Here is a 20711-nt window from a genome sequence, read left to right as displayed (position 1 = left end):
GACTACGCGGGGAGGGGGACTACTTGGTCCACTCCGCCCAGTCCATGTTCCAGCCGTTGAGGCCGTTGTCCGGGGCGATCTGCTTGTCCTTGGAGTTCTTCACGACGACCACGTCGCCGATCAGGGACTCGTTGTAGAACCAGGCGGCGGGGGTGCTGTCGTCACCGGCGCCGCGCTCGTCCTCCAGGCCGACGCAGCCGTGGCTGACGTTCTCCGAGCCGAAGGTGCTGGAGGAGGCCCAGTAGTTGCCGTGGACGAAGGTGCCCGACTGCGACAGCCGCATCGCGTGCGGGACGTCCGAGATGTCGTACTCGCCGCCGAAGCCGACGGTGGCGCCGTTCATCCGGGTCACCTTGTACTTCTCGCTGATGACCATCTGTCCGTTGTACGTGGTCGTCGACGGGGCGCCCGCGGTGATCGGGATGTCCTTGAGGACCTGGCCGTCGCGGACGACCTGCATCGTGTGCGCGCTCGCGTCGACGGTGGTGACCTGGGAGCGGCCGACGGTGAAGGTGACCGTACGGGTCTGCTTGCCGTAGACCCCGGGACGGCCCTCGACGCCGTCGAGGGCGAGCTTCACGGTGACCTTGGTGCCCGCGGCCCAGTACTTGTCGGGGCGGAAGTCGAGGCGGTCGTTGCCGAACCAGTGGCCCTCGACCGGCACGGACGGCTCGGCCGTGACGGTGATGGCCTTCTCGACGGCCTCGGTGTTGGTGATGCCCCGGGTGAAGTTGACCGAGACCGGCATGCCGACGCCGACGGTCGAACCGTCCTCGGGCGTGTAGTGGCCGACGAAGGTGTTCTGCGGGGTGAGGGTGGTGAAGGTGGTGTCCTTGGCGGACTCCCGGCCGGCCTCGTCCTTGGCGACCGCGTGCACCTTGTACTCGGTGGCGGCGGCCAGGTTGCGCGCGGGCTCCCAGCTGGCGCCGTCACCGGCCAGCTTGCCCTCCACCGCGTTGCCCTTGGTGTCGGCGACCGTCACCGCGGTGAGCTTGCCGCCGGTGCTGGAAATCTTCAGGACGCCGCTCGTGGCGACCTCCTTGGCCCCGTCGTCCGGCTTGACGTTGACCACGGCCTTGGACGCCTCGGTGCCGGTCTTGGACCCGGCCGTCGTCCCCTTGCCGTCGTTCCCGCCACTGCCCCCGCTGTTGCCCCCGCCGCCGCTGCACGCGCTGGTCAGCAGCAGGGCCGCTCCCAGCAGAAGGGCCGGCAGGCCGGTGCGGACGCGGCCGCGTATCGGCTGCAGGTTCACTCGTGTTCTCCCCATGTCCCCCGCGCGCGGACAGTCGCGCGCTTGTCGACAGGAAATCACATGGGCAGACCACGGAAAGGCACGGTCATGTCACTGTTCCGTCCCAAGTGACGGAAGGAGGGGGAGGAGGGGACGGTACGTCAGTCCTCGGTGCCGGGCTTCGTGCCCCAGACGTAGACCGCGTCCCCTTCCGTCAGCAGGTTCCACAGGCGTTCCGCGTCCGGCACCGAGAGGTTCACGCAGCCCGCCGAGCCGCCGTGCGCGTACAGGTCGCCGGAGCGGCCGTGCAGGGCCTGGCCCTCGTCGAAGAACTGCGCGTAGGGCATCGGGGAGTTCTCGTAGAGCGTGGAGACGTGGTCCTTGTGCCGCCAGTAGATCTCGTGCCAGCCGGGGCGGGTCTCCTCGTCGTCGCGTCCGGTGCGGACGGGCACGGGCGCGAAGAGCACGCGCCGGCCCTTCTGCACCCACAGCAGCTGGCGCTCCAGGTCGACGCAGGTGACGCGGTGGTCGCGGACGGGGCAGGCGCCCGAGGCGTTGGGGTTCGCGCGGGCGGCGACGGCCGTCATCGTACGGAAGGTCGCGGGGCCGGAGTAGCCGTCGGCGGGGGTAACGCGGTGGGCGCGCTGGAAGGCGCGGACGGCGGCGCAGTCGGCCGGTGACTGCACCCCGTCGACGGTCCGGTGCAGGTGGGCCTCCAGCTCCCGCTGGTAGGGGCCGGTGCCCGCCGTGCACGCCGTCTCGGGCTCGGGCTCGGCCGCGAGGGCCGGGCCCGGCAGGGCGAGGACCGCGAGGAGGGCGGCGGCCAGCGCGGCCTTCGCCGCGGTCGTGGTCGTCATCGCCTGGCGTACGGTCATCGGTCCTCCTCGGGCCCGCCGGCCGGGCCGCCGTGCTCCAGCCAACCCGCCGGGGCGGGGCGCCGCGCGCGCGGCTGCGCCGGCGGGGTGAGGGGCTCACTCCACCGGCGCAGCGGGGGTTCGGCGCGGCCGCGCCGGGTGCGGTCAGGCGTCCGGGGCCTCGTCGTACTCCTCGTCCCCGTCGTGTCCGCCGTCGTGCTTGCCTTCGTGTCCGTCGTCGTGCTTGCCTTCGTGTCCGCCGTCGTGCTTGCCGTCCTGCTTGCCCTTGCCGTGCTCGTCACGCTTGTTGTGGAGCGTGACCTCGACGCGGTTGCCGGGGGCCCGCGCCGTCACGTGCAGCGGTCCGGTCACCCGGTCGCGCGGCAGGACGTAGCCCTCGGGGACGTCCGTCTCGACCAGGTAGTACGAGCCCTCGGAGAGCCCGTCGAAGTCGCAGACCCCGGCCCGGTCGGTGGCGCAGCCGTCCTTGGCCCTCTGGTCGGCGTTGATGCCGCGGGTCTGCAGGCCCGGGGTGTTGTTGGTCTCCTTCCAGACCTCGAACACCGCGCCGTGCAGCGGCCTCCCGGTCTTGGCGTCCTTCTTCAGGACGCGCAGGGAGCCGGGGTGCTCCTCGCCCTTCTTGCGGTTCGTGACGGTGACGACGATGCCCCGCACGACGTCGCCCGGCGTCAGCTCGAAGGCGGTGACGGGGTTCTGGGGCGGTTCGTAGCCGGCCGGGAGGCCGGTCTCGCGCCAGTAGTAGGTCTCGTCGACCGGCAGCTCGACCGTGCAGCTGCCCCGGGCGTCGGTCACGCAGAGCCCGTCGAGCCGCTCGTCGGCGTCCTCGCCGAGGGTCTGGAGGCCGGCCCGGTCGTTGGTCTCGCGCCACAGCTCGAAGCGGGCGCCGGGCAGGGCGGCGCCGGTGTCCCTGTCGGTCTTGTGCAGCACGACCCTGGCGCCCGGGGCCGTGGTCGTGGGGTTCACGACGCGTACCCCGACTCCGGCCGAGGCGTTCTCCCGGGTCAGCGTCAGCGGGAAGACCGGGTTCGCGGGCAGGTCGTGACCGGCCGGAGCGGCCGTCTCGCGCCAGTAGTACGTGCCGAGTGCCGCTTCGGTGTGCCGGCACGTGCCGTTCGGCGGGGTGGTGCAGTCGGTCACCTTCGCGTCGGCGCCCGTGCCGTCCGTCTGGAGGCCGGGCGCCCCGTTGGTCTCGTGCCAGAGCTCGAAGGTGGCCCCGGCCAGCGGAGCGCCGTTCTCGTCCACCTTGGTCACGGCCACGGCGCCGGTCGGCGCGGGGGCGGAGCCGCAGTCGGGGAGGTTCCCCGTGAAGGGGTAGGCGTGGAACTCCTGGCCGCCGCCCCCGACCGTCTCGCTGCCGTGGGTGACGGAGCCGGTGGTGAAGAAGCGGCCGTTGATGCCGGGCAGGGTCACGGTGGTCTCGGAGGTCTGGTTGCCCATCAGGAAGCTGCCCTGGAACTGGCCGCTGCCGTTCAGGTTCACCGTGGCGGCGTCCGGGAAGTTCCAGAGCAGCCGTTCGCGGTGGGCGTTGAGGGGGTCCTGGGCGTCGACGAGGGTGCCGCTGTAGGTGTTGATGGTGCGGGTGCCGGCGCCCAGGACGTTGACCAGGATGGTCGCCCCGGCCGGGATCCGCGCGAAGCGGACGCCCTGTGCGCCGCCCCGGGCGCCGACCAGGTCGGCGTCCACGGTGAAGACCTGGAGCGGGGAGGTGCCGTCCCCGGTGAAGAGGGTCTCGAAGCCGCTGTTGGCGACGGTGCCGGTCGCCGTGCGGGGCCTGCCGTCGACGTAGGCGTAGCACTGGCTGGCGGCGGTGAGCCGGTCGCGCAGGCCCGCGTACGGGGTGACGGCGGCGGTGTCCCGGGTGCGGGTGCCGGTCACGGTGCCGGTGAGGGTGCCGGCGTACCGGACCACGCCCCGGTCGGCGATGAGGGTCTCGTTCGCCGCGACGGTGACGTCGGCGCCGGTGGTGAGGAAGTCCGCCCCGTCCGGGGGCGGGACCAGGGAGCCCGCTCCGACGATGCCGACGGTGTAGCGGGAGTCCCCGCCGGCCAGCTTGTCCTGGTCGAAGCCGCCGAGGACGACCAGGCGGCCCTCGGCCTCGGAGGCGCGCCCCCGGACCCGGAACTGCCCGCCGGCGAAGATGTTGACGGCGTTGTCGCGGCCCTTGATGCTGCCGTCGCTGCCGATCTGCGGGAAGGGGCTGGGGCACTCGCCCGGGACGCAGGGGCCGAGCCCGTCCGGCAGCGGCGCCCGCAGGGTGCGGGCGGCGGGGAGGAGGGGGGCGTCCGGCCCCGCCGCCAGGGCCGTGGGGGACCCGGCGGCCAGTACGGCCCCGACCGCGAGCCCCAGGGCCCAGTTCCTTGCTGACATGACGCTCCGTCCGTTTCCGCTGATGGCCCTGACAGGCTGCGGGCGGGGCCCGGCGCGGCGAACGGACGACACTCCTGCACTGCGCAATTACGGTCCGACAATCACTCGATTGCGGGGAACGGCCTCGGCGATCCACCGGGGGCGGCCGTGGGGTCAGCTGATGGAGGATCCGGCGACCCAGTCCGCCCAGGACATGTTCCAGCCGCCCAGCCCGTTGTTGGGGGCCACGATCCGGTCCTGCGAGTTCACGACCTCCACCACGTCCCCGACCAGCGTCCGGTCGAAGAACCAGCCCGCCGGGGTGTCCGAACCGCCGCCCTTGTCGTCGCGCAGGCCCACGCAGCCGTGGCTGGTGTTGGTGGAGCCGAAGGTGTCGGGGCTGGCCCAGTAGTTGCCGTGCAGGAAGGTGCCGGAGGTGGTGAGCCGCATCGCGTGGGGGACGTCGGGGATGTCGTACTCGCCGCCGAACCCGACGGTCTGCCCGTTCATCCGGGTGACGTCGAACATCTCCATCACCACCATCTTGCCGTTGTAGGTGGTGTTCTTCGGCGCCCCGGCGCTGATCGGGATCGTCGACAGCAGCTCCCCGTCGCGGCGGACCTCCATGGTGTGCGCGGCGGCGTCGACGAGGGAGACCTGGGAGCGGCCGACGGTGAAGCGGATGGTCTTGTCCTGGATGCCGTACGAGCCGGGCGCGCCCTCCACGTCCCGGAGGTTCATCTTGACGGTGACCTCGGTGCCCGGCTTCCAGTACTCCTTGGGCCGGAAGTCGAGGCGCTCGTCGCCGAACCAGTGGCCCACGACGGGCACGGCCGGGTCGGAGGTGACGGTGATGGCCCGTTCCACGTCGGCGCGCTGCTTGATGGAGCGGTTGAACTTGAAGGAGACGATCATTCCGGTGCCGACGGTGGAACGGTGCTCGGGCTTGAAGTAGCCGATGAACCGTTCCTCGGGGACGTAGGTGGTGAAGGTGGTGTGCCGGGCCTGGCGGCGGTTGTGCCCGTCGAGGGCGACCGCGTCGACGGTGTACTTGGCGGCGAGCGCGAGCCGTCCGGCCGCCGGGTCCGGGCTCCAGCTGAGCCCGTCGGCGGCGATGGCCCCGGGGACCCGCTCCTCCTGGGCGTCCTCGACCTTGGTGACGACGACCCGCTCCAGGCGGCCCTCGGGCACGTGCACCCGCAGCGGGCCCTCGGCCGGCACCCCCTTGGCGTTGTCCTCGGGGGAGATCCGGATGGCCTCGTCCGGCGACCGGGGTTTGCCGGGCAGGGCGATCTCCACCGGGGATCCGCCGTCCTTGGTGCAGCCGGTCAGCCCGCCCAGCAGGCCCGCCCATGCCGCCACGGCGGCCAAGCCCGCCCCTGCCCGCCTCGTCAGAAGAGTCACGCCCCGTCCAACGACCGGCCACTCCGGGGGAAACGTGAGGGCCGGGCACGTTCCGGGCAGAACTGTCCGGGCAGAACAGTGGGAAGGACCAGACGGGGGCGGGCCCAGGCCGGGACGCCGGGGCCGCACTCCCCCGCCGGTACCAGGAGCCGTGGAGGCGGGCAGTGTCGAGCGCAGCCGGACAAGAGGCGGTGGATGCCGCCGCCAGCAATGCCGTGGCCGGACCGGAGGCCACGGGAGGCACGGACGCAGCGAAGGGAATCAACGGGACGGACGGCATGGACGCCGTGCGCGAGCGGGTCCAGGCGCAGGTGTTACGGGCCGCCGCGCGCCCCTCGCCCCCTGTCTGGCCGGGCTCCTCGCACCCCCTGGGGGCCCGCTTCCACCTGGGCCCCGGCGGGGCCCTGGGCACCAACTTCGCGCTCTGGGCGCAGGGCGCGGAGGCGGTGGAGCTGTGCCTCTTCGACGAACGGGGCGGGGAGACCCGCTGCGCCCTGACCGAGCTGACGCACGAGATCTGGCACGGCTTCGTGCCGGGCGTGCGGCCCGGACAGCGCTACGGATTCCGGGTGCACGGCCGCTGGGACCCCTGGACGGGCGCCCGCCACAATCCGGCGAAGCTGCTCCTGGACCCGTACGCGCGTGCGGTGGACGGAGACTTCTCCCTGCCGCCGGAGGTGTACGGGCACGTCCGGGACTGGCCCCAGCAGTACATCGCCGACACCGTGCGCGACGACCGGGACTCGGCCCCGTACGTCCCGAAGGGGGTCGTCGTCCACGATGACGACGACTGGTCGGACGACGTCCGGCCGAAGACCCCCTGGGCCGATTCGGTGATCTACGAGCTGCACGTGCGCGGCTTCACGATGCGCCATCCGGGTGTTCCCGAGGAGCTGCGCGGCACGTACGCGGGGCTGGCCCATCCGGCGGCGGTCGAGCACCTGACGAAGCTCGGCGTGACGGCGGTGGAGCTGCTGCCGGTGCACCAGTTCGCGCACGAGGACCACCTGCTGCGGCGGGGCCTGCGCAACTACTGGGGCTACAACTCGGTCGGCTACTTCGCCCCGCACGCCGGCTACTCCTCCAGCGGAACCGCCGGACAGCAGGTCGGCGAGTTCAAGCGGATGGTGAAGGCCCTGCACGCGGCCGGGATCGAGGTCATCCTCGACGTGGTCTACAACCACACGGCGGAAGCCGGGGAGCTGGGCCCGACGCTGTCGCTGCGGGGGATCGACAACCGGGCGTACTACCGGCTGCAGTCCGACCAGCGCCGCTACGCCGACTACACGGGCTGCGGCAACACCCTGCACGCGGGGCGGCCGCACGTGCTGCGCCTGATCACCGACTCGCTGCGCTACTGGGTGACGGAGATGGGGGTGGACGGCTTCCGCTTCGACCTGGCGGCGGCGCTGGCCCGCTCGATGCACGACGTGGACATGCTCTCGCCGTTCCTCGCGGTGATCGCCCAGGACCCGGTGCTGCGCCGGGTGAAGCTGATCGCGGAGCCCTGGGACGTGGGCTCGGGCGGCTACCAGGTGGGGGCGTTCCCGCCGCTGTGGACGGAGTGGAACGACCGCTACCGGGATGCCGTACGCGACTTCTGGCGGGGCGCGCTGCCCGACGTACGGGACCTCGGGTACCGGCTGTCGGGCTCCAGCGACCTGTACGCGTGGGGCGGGCGGCGGCCGTACGCCTCGGTGAACTTCGTGACGGCGCACGACGGTTTCACCCTGCGCGACCTGGTGACCTACGAGCGCAAGCACAACGACGCGAACGGCGAGGCGGGCCGCGACGGGACCAACGACAACCGGTCGTGGAACTGCGGGGCGGAGGGCGAGAGCGCGGACCCGCGGATCGGGGCGCTGCGCCGGCGCCAGCTGCGCAACCTCCTGACCACGCTGCTGCTGTCGACCGGGGTGCCGATGCTGGTGGCGGGCGACGAGTTCGGGCGCACCCAGGGCGGCAACAACAACGCGTACTGCCAGGACAACGAGACGGGGTGGGTGGACTGGTCGCTGCTCTCCGACCCGGCGTGGAGCGAGCTGTTCGCGCTGACCCGGCGGCTGATCGCGCTGCGCCAGGCCCATCCCGTGCTGCGGCGCCGGGCGTTCTTCTCGGGGCGGGCGCAGGGTGCGGACGGGCTGCGGGACCTGGCCTGGTTCACCCCGGCGGGCGGTGAGATGACGGAGCGGGACTGGTACGCGCCGGCCGCGGCGGTGGGGCTGTACCTGTCGGGGCGGGACATCCCGGGCCGTGACGAGCGGGGCCGGCAGGTGACGGACGACAGCTTCCTGGCGCTGCTGCACGCCGGGGACCGGCCGGTGGAGTGGGTGCTGCCGGGCGCGCCGTGGGCGGGCTCGTACGAGCTGGTCCTGGACACCTCGCGGGAGGAGCAGGCCGGGGCTCCCGGTACCCGGCACCGGGGCGGGGAGGCGCTGACGGTCCCGGCCCGGTCGGTGCTGCTGTTGCGGGTGGTGTCGTAGGGATCGTGAAGGCGGATCCGCGGCGGGAGGCTCCGCCGGTCCTGCGATGATGTGCCCCTCATACGAACACGCGTGCAACAGCACGCGTGTTCCATCGACGGGCTCAGGGGTACGCATGGCGAGAGTCGGGACCGCGCTGCGGGAGCTGCGCGGGGCGCAGAAGTCGGCGAAGGGGGTGTCGCTCTACTCGCGGTTCGTCAACCGGCCCGCCGGGCGCTACCTGGCCGCCGGATCGTACGCGCTGGGGCTCACTCCGAATCAGGTGACGCTGGTCAGCGCCGCCTTCAGCTTCGCCGCCGTGGCCGCGGTGGCGCTGGCCGCCCCCTCGTGGGGGCTGGGGATCGCCGTGTGGGCGGCGCTCGCGGTGGGCTTCGCCTTCGACTCCGCCGACGGGCAGCTGGCCCGGCTGCGCGGGGGCGGCAGCGCGGCGGGAGAGTGGCTCGACCACGTCGTGGACTGCGCCAAGCTGACCGCGCTGCACACCTGTGTGCTGATCGCCTTCCACCGCTTCCCCGAGGCGTACGGGACGGGCTCCGACGGCTGGCTGCTGGTGCCGCTGGGCTTCCAGTTCGCCGCGGTCGTCACCTTCTTCGGCGGCCTGCTGACGGAGAAGCTGAAGCCGAAGCCGGCCCCGGGAAGTCCCGCGGCCGCGCCGTCGACCCTGCGCGCGGTGGCACTGCTGCCCGTGGACTACGGGGTGTTCTGCCTGGTGTTCGTGCTGCTGGGCGGCGGGGCGCTGTTCCGCTGGGCGTACGCGGGTCTGGGCGCGGTCGCCGTGCTGTTCCTGCTGGCGTTCCTGACGAAGTGGTTCCGGGAGCTCAGCGCCGTTCGGCGGTGAAGGGTTCCGCCTGGGGCTGCGCGAGCGCGTCCAGGGCCCGGCGCAGCTGGGTGCTGGACGTGTGGACGGTGTAGGGGAAGTAGACGACGTCGACCCCGTGGGCGGCGAAGTCCTGCTCCAGGCGGTGGCCCTTGGGGGTGCCCCGCCAGTCGTCGCCCTTGAAGATCACGTCGAAGCGGACCTGCTTCCAGGTCTCGACCTTGTCCGGAACCGTCTCCACGAAGGCGGCGTCGACGTACTTGACGCTGCGGACGATCTCCAGCCGCTCGACGAGCGGGATCATGGGGCGCCGCCCCTTGGCCAGTTCGGCCATCTCGTCCGAAACCACACCGGCGACGAGGTAGTCGCACCGACTGCGGGCGTGGCGGAGGATGTTGAGATGTCCGATGTGGAACAGGTCGTAGGCCCCGGGCGCGTAGCCGACCCGGTACGGCCTGCGTGCGGCCGGAACGGGCTCGGACATGTCGGACTCCGTCATCAGTTACCCCCCAGCGGCCGCACCCCCCGGTGCGGCGGATTAGCAGACAATAGCGCGCACGTTCCCCACGTTGCCGGTGAACGAATAGGGTGACGTGCGCATCATCCAGGGGAGAAGGGGACCTTCAGTGTCCACATCCGGCCACCGGCGCCTGCTGCTGGTTTCCACCAACTACGCCCCCGAGCATGCGGGCATAGGCCCGTACGCCACCCAGATCGCGGAGCATTGGGCGGAATCCGGACACGAGACCCACGTCCTGGCCGGTATGCCGCACTACCCGGCGTGGTCCGTCGAGCCGGAGTACAAGGGGGCGCTGCGGCGCACGGAACAGCGCGCGGGGGTCACCGTGCACCGGCGTGCGCACACCGTGCCGCCGCGTCAGACCGCCGTCAAGCGTGCGCTGTTTGAAGGATCGATTCTGCTGCACGGTGCCGTGGCCCCGCCCCGGATGCCGAAGCCGGACGCGATCCTGGCCCAGATGCCCAGCCTGGCGGGCGGAGTGCTCGCCGCCCGGCTCGCGGCGAAGTGGAAGGTGCCCTACGTCCCGGTCGTCCAGGACCTGATGGGGGCCGCCGCCGCGCAGAGCGGGATCAGCGGCGGCGACAAGGCGGCCGCGCTCGCCGGGCGCGCGGAGGCGTACGCCCTGAAGCGCGCCACCCTCGTCGGCGTCATCCACGAGACCTTCGTGGACCGGGTCGTCGGCATGGGCGTGGACCCGGGCCGGATCCGCGTGGTGCCCAACTGGTCCCACGTGCCGCAGCCCACCAAGCCGCGCGGGGAGACCCGCCACCACCTCGGCTGGGCACCCGGCCAGACCGTGGTGCTGCACTCCGGGAACATGGGCCTCAAGCAGGGGCTCGAAGTCCTCGTCGGCGCCGCCCGGCTCGACCCGGACGTCCGCTTCGTCCTCATGGGCGACGGCAGCCAGCGCGCGGCCCTCGCCGGCCTCGCGGCCGACGTCCCGAATCTGGACATCATCCCCCCTGCCGCCGACGGCGAGTTCCCCGATATCCTCGCCGCGGCGGACGTCCTCGCGGTCACCCAGCACGCGGCCGTGCTCGACATGAGCGTCCCGTCCAAGCTGACCTCCTACTTCCAGGCCGGCCGGCCCGTCATCGCGTCCGTCGCGGCCGAGGGCGGTACCGCCCAGGAGGTGGAACGTTCCGGCGCGGGGGTGCTCGTACCGCCGGAGGACCCCGGGGCCCTGCTGAAGGCCGTACGGGCCCTGGCCGAGGACCCCGAGGGCGCGAACGCGCTCGGCGCCGCCGGGCCCGTCCACGTGGCGGCCCACCTGAGCCGTGAGGCGGGCCTGGCCCGCATCGACGCACTGATCGACGAAGCACTTGGGGGTCTCCAGCCGTGACCGAGACGAACCGCCCGGCGGCGGCCCCGGCCGAGGACGAACCGGATCTCCTGCGGGACCAGTTCAAACAGCTGCTGCGCTACCGCCGCCTCATCGGCGCGGGCGTGGGCATCGGCCTGCTGGGCGGCGTCTACCTCGGCGTCTCCACCGCGGACACCTACGTCGCGACCACCGACATCGTGCTGCGCGCCCCCACCGACGACCCGTTCAACCCGAGCCTGGCGCCCGACAAGGCCATCAACATCGGCTCGGAGCGCCAGGTCGCGCTCTCCAGCTCCACGGCCGAGCAGGCCGCGAAGAAGCTCGGCATGGACTCCAAGGCCCTGGCCCCGCTGCGCGGCGGCCTGCAGGTGACCAACCCGCCGCAGACGATGGTGCTCCGCTTCACCTACACCTCAGCCTCCCCCCGCGAGGCCGCCAGGCGGGCCAACGCGCTGAGCGAGGCCTACCTGTTCAAGAGGCAGGAGTCCCTCGACGCCACCCGCGACAAGATGGTCAAGGGGTACGAGGACCAGCGCGACCCGGTCGCCAAGCAGCTCGACGAGACGGCCCGGCAGGCCAACAACATGGCGGCCGGCACGGCCCGCGACGCGGCGCTGACCTCCAAGACGGACCTGCAGAGCAAGGTCAACACCCTCAACAGCAACATCGCCAAGCTCGCCGCCCTGGACATGACCCCGGGCCGGGTCACCAGCCCGGCGACCGTGCCCACCGCCCCCGACGGGCCGGGCCTGCCCATGTCGCTCGCGCTGGGCGCGGCCGTCGGTCTGGCCCTCGGCCTGCTCGCCGCCTGGGTCCGGCTGGTCTTCGACCCGGCGCCGCGCTCCGAAGGCGACGTGGCCCGGGCCCTGCGCGCACCCGTACTGGGCTACCTGCCCCGGGACCGGACCGGCGGCGGGCCGCTGCTCGCGGCGGGCGAGGCCGATCCCCGGCTCGCCGAGGAGTACCGCTCGGTGGCCTTCCGCCTCGCCTACGACTCCCGGTTCGCCGACCGGCGGCGCCTGCTGGTGGTCGCCCCGCGCGGCTCCAGCGAGACCGCGGCCGCCGTGGCCGTGAACCTCGCCGCCTCCTTCGCCGAGACCGGCAAGGACGTCCTGCTCATCGAGGCCGACCTGCGCACCCCGGTGCTGGCCAGTCAGCTGCCCACCGACGCGGGCGGGCGGCCGCGCTGGAGCCAGCCGTCGGGCGCCGCCGGTTCCGGTTCCGGGCAGGGCGGGGAGTCCGACTGGCCCGACGGACGCCAGCTCGTCGTGGACGCCGGCGAGTCGGGCGCCTTCGACCTGATCCCCGGCGAGCGGGTGCGCAACGTCGCCCGCGCGCTGACCTCCCCGCGCTCCACCCGGCTGATCTCCGAGGCCGACTCCCCCAACTCCACCGTCGTCGTGCTCGCGCCGCCCGTCCTCTCCTACGCCGACGCGCTCGCCCTCGTCGACCGTGTCGACGGCGTCCTGGTCGTCTGCGACCCGCGCGCCGTGCACCGCAGCGACCTGGCCCGGATCCGCGAACTCATCAGCGGCGCCGGCGGCACCGTGCTCGGCGCGGTGCTGCACACCCCGCTGCCCGACGGGAAGCGCCGCGACTCCAAGAACACCAAGAACGCCAACAACTCCGAGAAGGCCGCCGGCCCGGGCTCGCCGCCGGCCCCGCAGCCGCTGACGCGGCAGCCCGCCGACCCCGGGCAGCACGTCCCGGGCGACGGCACCGACACCGTGGCCCTGCGCACGGTCCGTACGGGCCGGCGGTGAGCCGGCGGGGCCTCGCCGCCGTCTCCTCGGTCCTGGACCAGGCCGCGTCCAGCGCCACGAACATCCTGGTGCTGGTGCTGGCCGCGCGGCTGTCCTCGGCGTCCGGCTTCGCCGGCTTCTCCATGGTGTACGTGACCTTCAGCGTGCTCCTCGGGCTGAACATGGCGTACGTCGGCCAGACCGTGGTCCTGGAGAAGGGCCAGGGCCTCCCCCCGGACGAAGCCGGGGCGGGGCTCGCCGTGGTGTGCCGCTCCTCCGTGCTGTTCACGGCGGCCGCCTCGGCGGTGGCCGGGCTGGTGCTGGCCGTGGTGGGCCTGGCCCTGACGGGCGCCACCGGACGGGGGTTCCTCGCGCTGGGACTCGTCCTCCCGCTGGTCCTCGTACAGGACGGGCTGCGGTACTGCTTCTCCGCGCTGCGGGTGCCCCAGCGGGCGCTGGCCGCGGACACGTTGCGGCTGGTATGCGTGGTCGCGGCGCTGGCCGTGCAGCCGTCCGGGGCGTCGGCCTCCCGGCTGGTGCTTGTGTGGGGGCTGTCGGCGCTGCCCGCCCTCGGGCTCGGGCTGTGGCTGCTGCGGCCCTTCGTGCGCGGGGCGCGGGCCGAGCTGCGCCCGTACCTGCGGCGCGGGCACCTCGGGCAGCGCTTCGTGGTGGAGTTCGCCGTCGGCAACGGCTCCAGCCAGCTCGCGGTGCTCGGACTCGGGGCGTTCGCGACCCCGCTGGCCGTCGGCGCGCTGCGCGGGGCCACCACCCTCTTCGGGCCGCTGAACGTGCTGTTCAACTCGGCGAACGCGTTCGGGCCCCCGGTCGTCGGCCGGGCCGCCGGCAAGCGGGGCGTGGTCCGGATGACCGCCCTGATGGGCGTCGTCCTCGCCGTGCTCGGAGGCGGCTGGGCGGCCGTCCTGTACGCGCTGCCCGACCGGCTGGGCCGTCACCTGCTCGGCGACACCTGGACGGCGGCCTCGGCGCTGCTGCCCGCGACGGGGGCGCAGTACGCGGTGATGGGCCTGGGCACCTGCGCGCTGCTGACCCTGCGGGTGCTGAACCCGAAGGCCACGCTGTCCCTGCAGGTCGTCTTCTCCCTGCTGTCGGTGGCCCTGCTGCTGGGCGGCCACGCCCTGTGGGGCGTGACGGGAGCCGCCTGGGGCCTGGCGGCGGGCTCGGCCCTCAAGGCGGCGGCCGCCTGGCTCCGCGTGGCCCGGCTACGGGTACCCGCTCCCGAGGCCGAGGCCCTGGCCGCGTAGCCGCGGCTAGCGCAGGGTGGCCGCCTTGTCGGTGCGGTACGTCGCCACCAGCGCGAGGCACAGGCCGGCGATGGCGACGCGGCCCGACGCCTGGAGCAGCGGCCCCCGCAGCAGGATGAAGGAGTACCCGGCGACCAGCGGGACCACCGTCGAGATCAGGCTGCCCGGCGGCGACCGGCGCGTGGCCCGCTTGGCGTAGCGGCGGTCGACGCGCGCGGCGGCGTACCCCACGGCCAGGAGCCCGCCCCCCATGCCCAGCGGCCCGAAGTCGAGCCACAGTTCCGCCCAGATCGGGGAGGAGAGGTTGGTGTTGACCGTGCCCATCCACTGGCCGACCATCACGCCCGTGTCGCGCGGCTTGCCCGGCCACACCGAGCGCGGCACCGCGAAGAAGACGGATCCGGCGAGCTGACGCCCGTAGAAGTGGCCGGGGCCGGAGTTGGAGAAGGTGATGGTGTTCGCGAACATGCCGATCTGGTCGTAGTCCTTGAGCGCCATCGGCTCCAGGAACGAGGTCGTCTCGACGGGCTTGTAGTTCTTCTCGTCGTAGCGGAAGCGGTCCGCGAAGGGAAAGACGAGCAGGGCGACCACCACGGCCATCGACAGCGCCACCCGGTACATCGCGGCGCTCACCGGGAAGACCGTGAACAGCAGCGCGAACATGACGGTGAGGAACCAGTAACGCGGGTTCGAGACCGGATTGTTGACGATCAGGTTCAGCACGGCGAGCGCCGCCCAGGTGACGATGACCGACACCTTGCGGCGGGCGAAGCCCGACGTGATCAGCCAGCGCGTGTACAACAGCAGCGCGAGCAGCGCCGGTACGGTGCCGAAGCCGCGCAGCAGCGCCTGGCCCGCCTGGCCGTCGCCGTTGGAGACGCCGGCCTCCTGGATGCCCGCGATGATCTCCTGGCGGCTGGAGAAGAACACCGCCGGGCCGCCCAGCTTCACGATGAAGGCCGCGCTGCCGAGGAAGGCCAGGGCGGTCAGCAGTTGGAGCCGCCCGCGGTGGGCCATGAGCGGCTTCGGCTCCTTCGGGGAGCCGCCCGCACGGCCTGCGGGCCGGTGACGGGCCAGCAGGACGCCGACGTCGAAGGCCGTGCAGCCCAGCAGTACGAGGCCGATCGCGACGGTGAGGTCGGAGCGGGGGCCGACGACGGGCGTCGGGACCCGGCCGAGGACGGCCTGGGCGAGGGGGGCCACGCCCATGGCCATGTAGACGAACAGCCAGAAGGAGCCCTGGAGCAGTTTGCGGCGGCTCGTCAGCACCATCGCGGAGAGCCGCGCGCCCGCGTACATGGCCAGCAGCAACTGGAGCCAGAACGCGGCGTCGCGCTGGCCCTCGCCGGACTGGACGGCGACGAAGAAGGGGAGGAAGACGGTGAACCCGAGGGCGAGCGGCACCGACAGCGCCCGGGAGAGCAGGGTGCGCGGGGTGGTGACCCTGCCCCACAGGGACTCGTCCGGGACGGGCGGCGGCGCGGGCGTGACGGCGGGCTTGCGCGTGTCCGTAACCACTGTTGCCCCCACCCCTGTGCGCGATCCGGCCGCAGTCTAGTCTGAGCGTTCGACGCCCGGGGAGGCGCGTCGGCGGGGGTCCCCCGGACCGGGTCCAGGGGGTGGACGACGAGGGGCGACTGGTGCGGGATCTTCCTGCCTTCACGCTGGCCGGCTACGACAAGGGACGCGGGATCCTCACGCAGGCCCTGTGGTTCGCCGTGATGAACACGCTGTTCATGGCGTGGTTCTGTCCGGCCCGGCTCCGGGTCGCGCTGCTGCGGGCCTTCGGGGCGAACATCGGCGAGGGCGTGCTGATCCGGCACAGGGTGCGCGTGCTGTGGCCCTGGAAGCTCACCGTCGGCGACCACACCTGGATCGGCGAGGGCGCCTGGCTGCTGAACCTGGAGCCGGTGACCCTCGGCGCGAACGTCTGCCTCTCGCAGGAGTCGCTGCTGTGCACCGGCTCGCACGACCACCGCGCCGCCGACTTCCGCTACCGCAACGCCCCGATCGTCGTCGAGGACGGCGCGTGGGTGGCCGTACGGGCGACCGTGCTGGCGGGCGTGACGGTCGGCCGGTGCGCGGTGGCGGGCGCCGGATCCGTGGTGCACAAGGACCTGCCGGAGCTGACCCTGCAGACCCAGGACGGGCGGCGCCGCCCGGTGGAGGAACCGAAATGAGAATCCTGCACGCGGTCACGCTGCACTCCCCCTCGCACGCCTTCGGCGGTCCCGTGCGGGTCGCGCTGAACCTGGCCAAGGGGCTGCGGGAGCGCGGCCACCAGGCCCGACTGGTCGCCCTGGGCGAGGACTTCGACCCCTGGCCGGACTCCGTGGAGGGCGTCCCGGCCACCCTCTTCCCCGCCCGCCGGATCCTGCCCCTGGGCTTCAGCGGGATGACCTCGCCGGCCCTGCTGGCCTCGGCGGGCCGGCTGGTGCGGGACGCCGACCTGGTCCACGTCCACCTGGCGCGGGACCTCGTGACCCTGCCCGTGGCGCTGGCGGCGCTGCGGGCGCGCAAGCCCCTCGTACTGCAGACCCACGGGATGGTGGACCCGAGCGGGAAGGCCCTCGCGAAGGTGCTCGACGCGGTGGCGGTACGCCGCCTGCTGCGCGGCGCCGATGCGCTGCTGTACCTGACCCCGCACGAGCGGGAGGGGCTGGAAGCGGTGGTGGGGGGTTCCCTGCCCCGGGCGGTCCGGCTGGTCAACGGCACCCCGGCCCAGGAGGAACGGCCCGCCCCGTCCGGCCCGCCGCGCATCCTGTACTCGGCCCGCCTGCAGGCCCGCAAGCGGCCCGTCGACTTCGTGGACGCGGCCCCCGCCGTGCTCGCCGCCCACCCGGACGCCCACTTCGTGGTGGCCGGCCCGGACGAGGGAGAGCTGGCGGCCGTCCGCTCCCGGATCACCGCCCTGGGCCTGTCGGACCGCTTCACGGTCCCGGGCGCCCTCTCCACCCCCGAGGTCCTCACGGAACTGCGCCGGGCCCACGTCTACGTCCTGCCGTCCGTGGACGAACCGTTCCCGATGTCCGTCCTGGAGGCCCTCGCGGTGGGCGTCCCCCCGGTGGTCACCCACTCCAACGGCCTGGCCCGCGACATCACCGCGGCGGGAGCCGGCCACGCCGTCGAACCCGGCCCCACAGCCGTCGCGGAAGCGATCCTCACCCTCCTGGACCCCACCACCAACACCGCGGCCTCCACGGCCGCCCGCGAACTCGCCGCGAAATCCTTCTCGATGAACGCCGTCCTCGACACCCTCCTGGGCATCTACCAGGGCATCGAGCGCTGAGGACACGGGACAACGGCCACCTCGATACGGTGTGCTCCATGCCCCGATCCGTACTGGAATCCGTGCAAGGAGCAGCCAGGCTGGCGGAGACGCTGCTGCCTCCCCTGGGTGACCGCTGGCTCCATACACGAGCCGTCGCGGAGCGCGCTCGGGAGCTGTCCCGGGCCGTGCCGGAAGCGGACAGGGAGTTGCTCGTCGCGGCCGCGTGGCTGCACGACATCGGCTACGCACCGCAGCTCCACGACAGCGGCTTCCATCCCCTGGACGGGGCAAGGCACTTGGCGGCACTCGGTGCTCCCGTACGCCTCGTAGGCCTGGTCGCGCACCACTCCGGTGCCGCGTACGAGGCCCAACAGCGCGGCCTGTCTGTGGAGCTCGCCGTGTACGAGCGAGAGGACTCGGCCCTCCTGGACGCGCTGACCTGCGCCGACATGACGACGGGGCCATCGGGTCAGCGGCTCTCCTTCGCGGAACGCATCGACGAGATCCTCGTCCGCTACGCCCCGGGCAGCGAGGTCCACAGGGCAATCAGCGCGGCGATCCCGTACCTGGCGGGTGCGGTCGCCCGCGTCGGCGCCCGAATCCCCGGTCAGCCGATGTAGGGCTCGGCCCTGCGCGCCAGCCCGTGATCGATGCGCAGCCGCATGGACGGATGGATCCGCATCCCGTCCAGGTCGTGCGGGGCCACGAAGGCCACTTCCTTGCTCTCGCTGCTCGTACGGCGTTCGCCACCCACGATCCGGGCGGCGAAGCAGATGGAGAACTGCTGACGGACCTCACCGTCGTCGTAGGCGATGACGTGCCGCGGGTCGGTGTACAGCCCGACCAGCCCGGTCACCTCGACGTCGAACCCCGTCTCCTCCCGTGTCTCCCGCACGGCGGCATCGGCGACGGATTCGCCGGTGTCCACGCCGCCTCCCGGCAGTGCCCACAGGTCGTTGTCGCTCCTGTGGATCAACAGGATCCGGCCGCCGCCGTCCACAGCCACGACGGTCACGGACGGAACGATGCTGTTCGCCTCGGGCGCGTTCGGGTCGTCGAAGTAGTCCACTCGGGCCATGACCACCAGTCTATGCCGCGGTGCCGCGTTCCCAGGCGTAGTCGAAGCTCTTCATGTAGTGCCTGAAGCTCCTGCCTCCCGGGATGTAACGGAAGTGCAGGACCGGGTTCTGGCCCGCGGGGGCGCCCAGCACATGGGGGTTGACGAGGACGTCGTCGTCGAAGCGGTACAACGAGTTGTAGAGGATGGTCTCGTGCAGCCGGACTTCTACTCCCGGGGTCGCCATGGCCGGTTCGAGGTAGCGGCGCGTCATACGGGACCGCGCGGCGAGATCCGCGCCGATCCCCTCTTCCTCACCTCGCCGCCGGATCACGTCGGAGGCGGGATCCCCGAGCAGGATGCGCACCTGGGCGCCCGATCGCGCCTTCCGGGAGAGCCGGTCCGCGAGTTCCGGATGTCCGTCGAACAGGAACAGTCCGGCATAGACGAGGACTTCGACGTGGCTGACGGCGTTGTCGATCAGTGACGACCACAGGTCGGCGGGCACGGCGCCTCGGTGCGGGTAGTAGGTCACCAGCTCGGACGCACTCGCCGTCTCGGCCTGCCGGGCGACCATCGGCCAGAGGTAGACCTCGTCCACCCCGAGGAAGGTCGCGGCCTTCCACCGATGAGAACGGTGGGGCGTGCGGTCGGTCGTGATCCAGCGCTCCACGGTCTTCGGATCCACCCCGACCTGCGCGGCAACCGACTGGATGGTCGCGGAGCGCGCCGAAATCGAGGCACGCAGACGCTCGTTCGCCATGGAACTGGCCTTCCCTGTGGGGACGCCGGGACGTTTCAACGGTAGCTCGGGACGTCCCCAAACGTCCATACAGACCGTGATCCGTCCACTACCGTGCGCGGTTTCCTTCTGAGTGCCCGGACACCGTCCGGTTCCGCACTCCCCAGGGGACTGAACCATGAGTCAGACACGCCCGGACTTCGGCCGCAAGATCCCACTGCCCGAACCTCCGCCGGGCCCGAGCCCGCACCTGCTCGCCCGCGCCGCACGCGGTTGGGCACGGTTCCTCGCGGGGGTGGCCCGGTGACCGGTGGCGACGCCTTCGGGCACGAGGAACACCCGTGGATCGGGCGTGCCGTGGAAGACATCCCGTCCAAGGGGCAGGGCCGGCTGATGGCCGTCGTCCGCGAGAAAGTACGGAACTACGAGGGTCAGGAGCGCTGGGTGCGGCTCGCATACATTCGGCCCGACTCCGGAATCGAATGGTCCACGGCCGTCGCCAACATCTCGCTCCTGCCCTAGGCCGTCTCCTTCGGGTCATGCCGAGGCACCGGAGGCGGCGCCCCGGAGGTTCGTCGCAGGGCCGGTTCTCGTAAGTTGGGCCTTCAGATACGACACATCGCGCGGTGCGGGTGACGGGACGAGGGATGGGACATGCGCGGAAGAGACGCGGTGGCAGCACTTGCCGAACTCATGCCGGTGACCCACGGGGTGGACGAGCGGATCGACTGGAGCGAGGTCGAGGCGATCTGGGGGACCCCGTTCCCCACGGACTACGTCCGGTTCATGGAGGTCTACGGGTCGGGGACGATCAGCGAAAGAATCAGCATCCTGCTGCCGGCGCCGCATGCCGACGGGTGGCCGTACCGGGAAGGCCCGGGTTTGCAGGACGAGACGGAGGTTGCCCGCGAGGTTTGGGAGCTGTGTCGCGACGAGGCCGACTTCGCTGTGGACCCCCAGTCCATCGTGGCATGGGCCACCACGTCGGGGGCCGACATCTACTGTTGGGTGACCACGGACAGCGACCCTGACCAATGGCCGGTCCTGATCTGCGGGAGACACACCCATCCGGAGATGCAGTTGCACCCCCTCGGGATGGCCGAGTTCCTTCGCAGGCTCCTGGGCGACGAGTCATTTCGGCAGCAGAAGATCAGCGTGGTCCTGCGGGACGAGGCGTCCTTCGTCAACTGGAGGTCTCGCTAGGCCCGCGAGGTCCTGCGCCCCGGGCGGCCGACGGACGGAGTCCGGCGCAGCCACGCGAAGCCGGGGAGGCGCCCTGGCGCCGAGCCGTGCGAGGGGGGCGTCAAGAAGCGGTCGAGGGAGAGCTGGCGGCCGTCCGCTCCCGGATCACCGCCCTGGGCCTGTCGGACCGCTTCACGGTCCCGGGCGCCCTCTCCACCGCCGAGGTCCGCGACATCACCGCGGCGGGAGCCGGCCGCGCGGTCACCCCGGGCCCCGCAGCCGTCGCAGAAGCCGTCCTCACCCTCCTGGACCCGGCCACCAACACCGCGGCCTCCACGGCCGCCCGCGAACTCGCCGCGAAATCCTTCTCCATGGACGCCGTCCTCGACACCCTCCTGGGCATCTACGAGGGCATCGGGCGCTGAAAACGCCGCCGCCGTCCGGGAGTCCGGACG

General features: G+C 72.4%; 20 protein-coding genes. 12 read left to right on the top strand and 8 right to left on the bottom strand.

Annotated elements, in window-relative coordinates; genetic code table 11:
• Positions 1–19 precede the first annotated feature (19 nt).
• From ACFV0Q_RS16615 to ACFV0Q_RS16600, 4 genes are all read right to left on the bottom strand, one after another.
• Positions 20–1267 carry an Ig-like domain-containing protein gene (locus ACFV0Q_RS16615; RefSeq protein WP_385005841.1) on the bottom strand — a complete coding sequence of 416 codons (1248 nt, stop codon included), beginning with the start codon at positions 1265–1267 and terminating at the stop codon, positions 20–22.
• 125 nt (positions 1268–1392) lie between these two features.
• The gene (locus ACFV0Q_RS16610) at positions 1393–2106 is read right to left on the bottom strand and encodes a L,D-transpeptidase family protein (protein WP_385005839.1); all 714 of its coding nucleotides are present in this window, start codon (positions 2104–2106) and stop codon (positions 1393–1395) included.
• 144 nt (positions 2107–2250) lie between these two features.
• Entirely contained in the window at positions 2251–4473 is a 2223-nt protein-coding gene (locus ACFV0Q_RS16605; RefSeq protein WP_385005837.1) for a choice-of-anchor A family protein, read from the bottom strand.
• A 153-nt stretch (positions 4474–4626) separates the two neighbouring features.
• Positions 4627–5823 carry an Ig-like domain-containing protein gene (locus ACFV0Q_RS16600; RefSeq protein WP_385005835.1) on the bottom strand — a complete coding sequence of 399 codons (1197 nt, stop codon included), beginning with the start codon at positions 5821–5823 and terminating at the stop codon, positions 4627–4629.
• A gap of 197 nt (positions 5824–6020) precedes the next feature.
• Between ACFV0Q_RS16600 and glgX the strand changes: the two genes are divergently transcribed.
• Together glgX and ACFV0Q_RS16590 are read left to right on the top strand one after the other, a co-directional pair.
• Complete coding sequence (glgX, locus tag ACFV0Q_RS16595) at positions 6021–8339, top strand: glycogen debranching protein GlgX (protein WP_385005833.1); 2319 nt, start codon at positions 6021–6023, stop codon at positions 8337–8339.
• Positions 8340–8454: 115 nt separating this feature from the next.
• Positions 8455–9177, top strand: a complete 723-nt coding sequence (locus ACFV0Q_RS16590) for a CDP-alcohol phosphatidyltransferase family protein (RefSeq protein ID WP_385005831.1) — start codon at positions 8455–8457, stop codon at positions 9175–9177.
• Here the strand turns inward: ACFV0Q_RS16590 and ACFV0Q_RS16585 are convergent.
• Positions 9158–9640 carry an adenylyltransferase/cytidyltransferase family protein gene (locus ACFV0Q_RS16585; protein WP_385005829.1) on the bottom strand — a complete coding sequence of 161 codons (483 nt, stop codon included), beginning with the start codon at positions 9638–9640 and terminating at the stop codon, positions 9158–9160. The two genes, ACFV0Q_RS16590 and ACFV0Q_RS16585, sit on opposite strands and share 20 nt — an antisense overlap.
• A gap of 172 nt (positions 9641–9812) precedes the next feature.
• Here ACFV0Q_RS16585 and ACFV0Q_RS16580 point away from each other — a divergent pair, with 172 nt between their 5' ends.
• From ACFV0Q_RS16580 to ACFV0Q_RS16570, 3 genes are read left to right on the top strand one after another with little or no spacing between them, the layout of a single operon-like run.
• Positions 9813–11018, top strand: coding sequence for a glycosyltransferase family 4 protein (locus tag ACFV0Q_RS16580; RefSeq protein WP_385005856.1), 1206 nt, complete (start codon positions 9813–9815; stop codon positions 11016–11018).
• Entirely contained in the window at positions 11015–12763 is a 1749-nt protein-coding gene (locus ACFV0Q_RS16575; protein ID WP_385005827.1) for a lipopolysaccharide biosynthesis protein, read from the top strand. The genes ACFV0Q_RS16580 and ACFV0Q_RS16575 overlap by 4 nt, the downstream gene beginning before the upstream one ends.
• Positions 12760–14004: a hypothetical protein gene (locus tag ACFV0Q_RS16570; RefSeq protein WP_385005825.1), complete on the top strand. Its 1245-nt coding sequence runs from the start codon at positions 12760–12762 to the stop codon at positions 14002–14004. The genes ACFV0Q_RS16575 and ACFV0Q_RS16570 overlap by 4 nt, the downstream gene beginning before the upstream one ends.
• A 6-nt stretch (positions 14005–14010) precedes the next feature.
• Here ACFV0Q_RS16570 and ACFV0Q_RS16565 read toward each other — a convergent pair whose 3' ends face one another.
• A complete protein-coding gene (locus ACFV0Q_RS16565) occupies positions 14011–15522 on the bottom strand; it encodes a hypothetical protein (protein WP_385005823.1) in 1512 nt (503 codons plus the stop codon).
• A 122-nt stretch (positions 15523–15644) separates the two neighbouring features.
• On the opposite strand from ACFV0Q_RS16565, the gene ACFV0Q_RS16560 reads away from it, so the two are divergent.
• From ACFV0Q_RS16560 to ACFV0Q_RS16550, 3 genes are read left to right on the top strand one after another with little or no spacing between them, the layout of a single operon-like run.
• A complete protein-coding gene (locus ACFV0Q_RS16560; RefSeq protein WP_385005821.1) occupies positions 15645–16184 on the top strand; it encodes a WcaF family extracellular polysaccharide biosynthesis acetyltransferase in 540 nt (179 codons plus the stop codon).
• Positions 16181–17293, top strand: coding sequence for a glycosyltransferase (locus tag ACFV0Q_RS16555; protein ID WP_385005819.1), 1113 nt, complete (start codon positions 16181–16183; stop codon positions 17291–17293). The genes ACFV0Q_RS16560 and ACFV0Q_RS16555 overlap by 4 nt, the downstream gene beginning before the upstream one ends.
• 38 nt (positions 17294–17331) lie before the next feature.
• Complete coding sequence (locus ACFV0Q_RS16550) at positions 17332–17895, top strand: HD domain-containing protein (protein WP_385005817.1); 564 nt, start codon at positions 17332–17334, stop codon at positions 17893–17895.
• Here the strand turns inward: ACFV0Q_RS16550 and ACFV0Q_RS16545 are convergent.
• Entirely contained in the window at positions 17883–18353 is a 471-nt protein-coding gene (locus ACFV0Q_RS16545) for an NUDIX hydrolase (protein WP_385005815.1), read from the bottom strand. The two genes, ACFV0Q_RS16550 and ACFV0Q_RS16545, sit on opposite strands and share 13 nt — an antisense overlap.
• Before the next feature lie 10 nt (positions 18354–18363).
• A complete protein-coding gene (locus ACFV0Q_RS16540; protein WP_385005813.1) occupies positions 18364–19095 on the bottom strand; it encodes an XRE family transcriptional regulator in 732 nt (243 codons plus the stop codon).
• Positions 19096–19252: 157 nt separating this feature from the next.
• Between ACFV0Q_RS16540 and ACFV0Q_RS16535 the strand changes: the two genes are divergently transcribed.
• From ACFV0Q_RS16535 to ACFV0Q_RS16520, 4 genes are all read left to right on the top strand, one after another.
• Positions 19253–19381, top strand: a complete 129-nt coding sequence (locus ACFV0Q_RS16535) for a hypothetical protein (RefSeq protein ID WP_385005811.1) — start codon at positions 19253–19255, stop codon at positions 19379–19381.
• Positions 19378–19596: a hypothetical protein gene (locus ACFV0Q_RS16530; RefSeq protein ID WP_385005809.1), complete on the top strand. Its 219-nt coding sequence runs from the start codon at positions 19378–19380 to the stop codon at positions 19594–19596. Before ACFV0Q_RS16535 ends, ACFV0Q_RS16530 begins: the two co-directional genes overlap by 4 nt.
• A 132-nt stretch (positions 19597–19728) precedes the next feature.
• Positions 19729–20277 (top strand): SMI1/KNR4 family protein, encoded by a 549-nt coding sequence (locus ACFV0Q_RS16525; protein WP_385005807.1) that lies wholly within the window; start codon positions 19729–19731, stop codon positions 20275–20277.
• A gap of 86 nt (positions 20278–20363) precedes the next feature.
• A complete protein-coding gene (locus tag ACFV0Q_RS16520) occupies positions 20364–20681 on the top strand; it encodes a hypothetical protein (protein ID WP_385005805.1) in 318 nt (105 codons plus the stop codon).
• Positions 20682–20711 lie beyond the last annotated feature (30 nt).

Origin of the sequence: Streptomyces sp. NPDC059564 (assembly GCF_042735575.1) — a bacterium.
In the GTDB taxonomy this organism is placed as follows: Bacteria; Actinomycetota; Actinomycetes; order Streptomycetales; family Streptomycetaceae; genus Streptomyces.
Note: the sequence above shows the minus strand (reverse complement) of the source record. Positions and strands in the feature narration are given on the sequence as shown.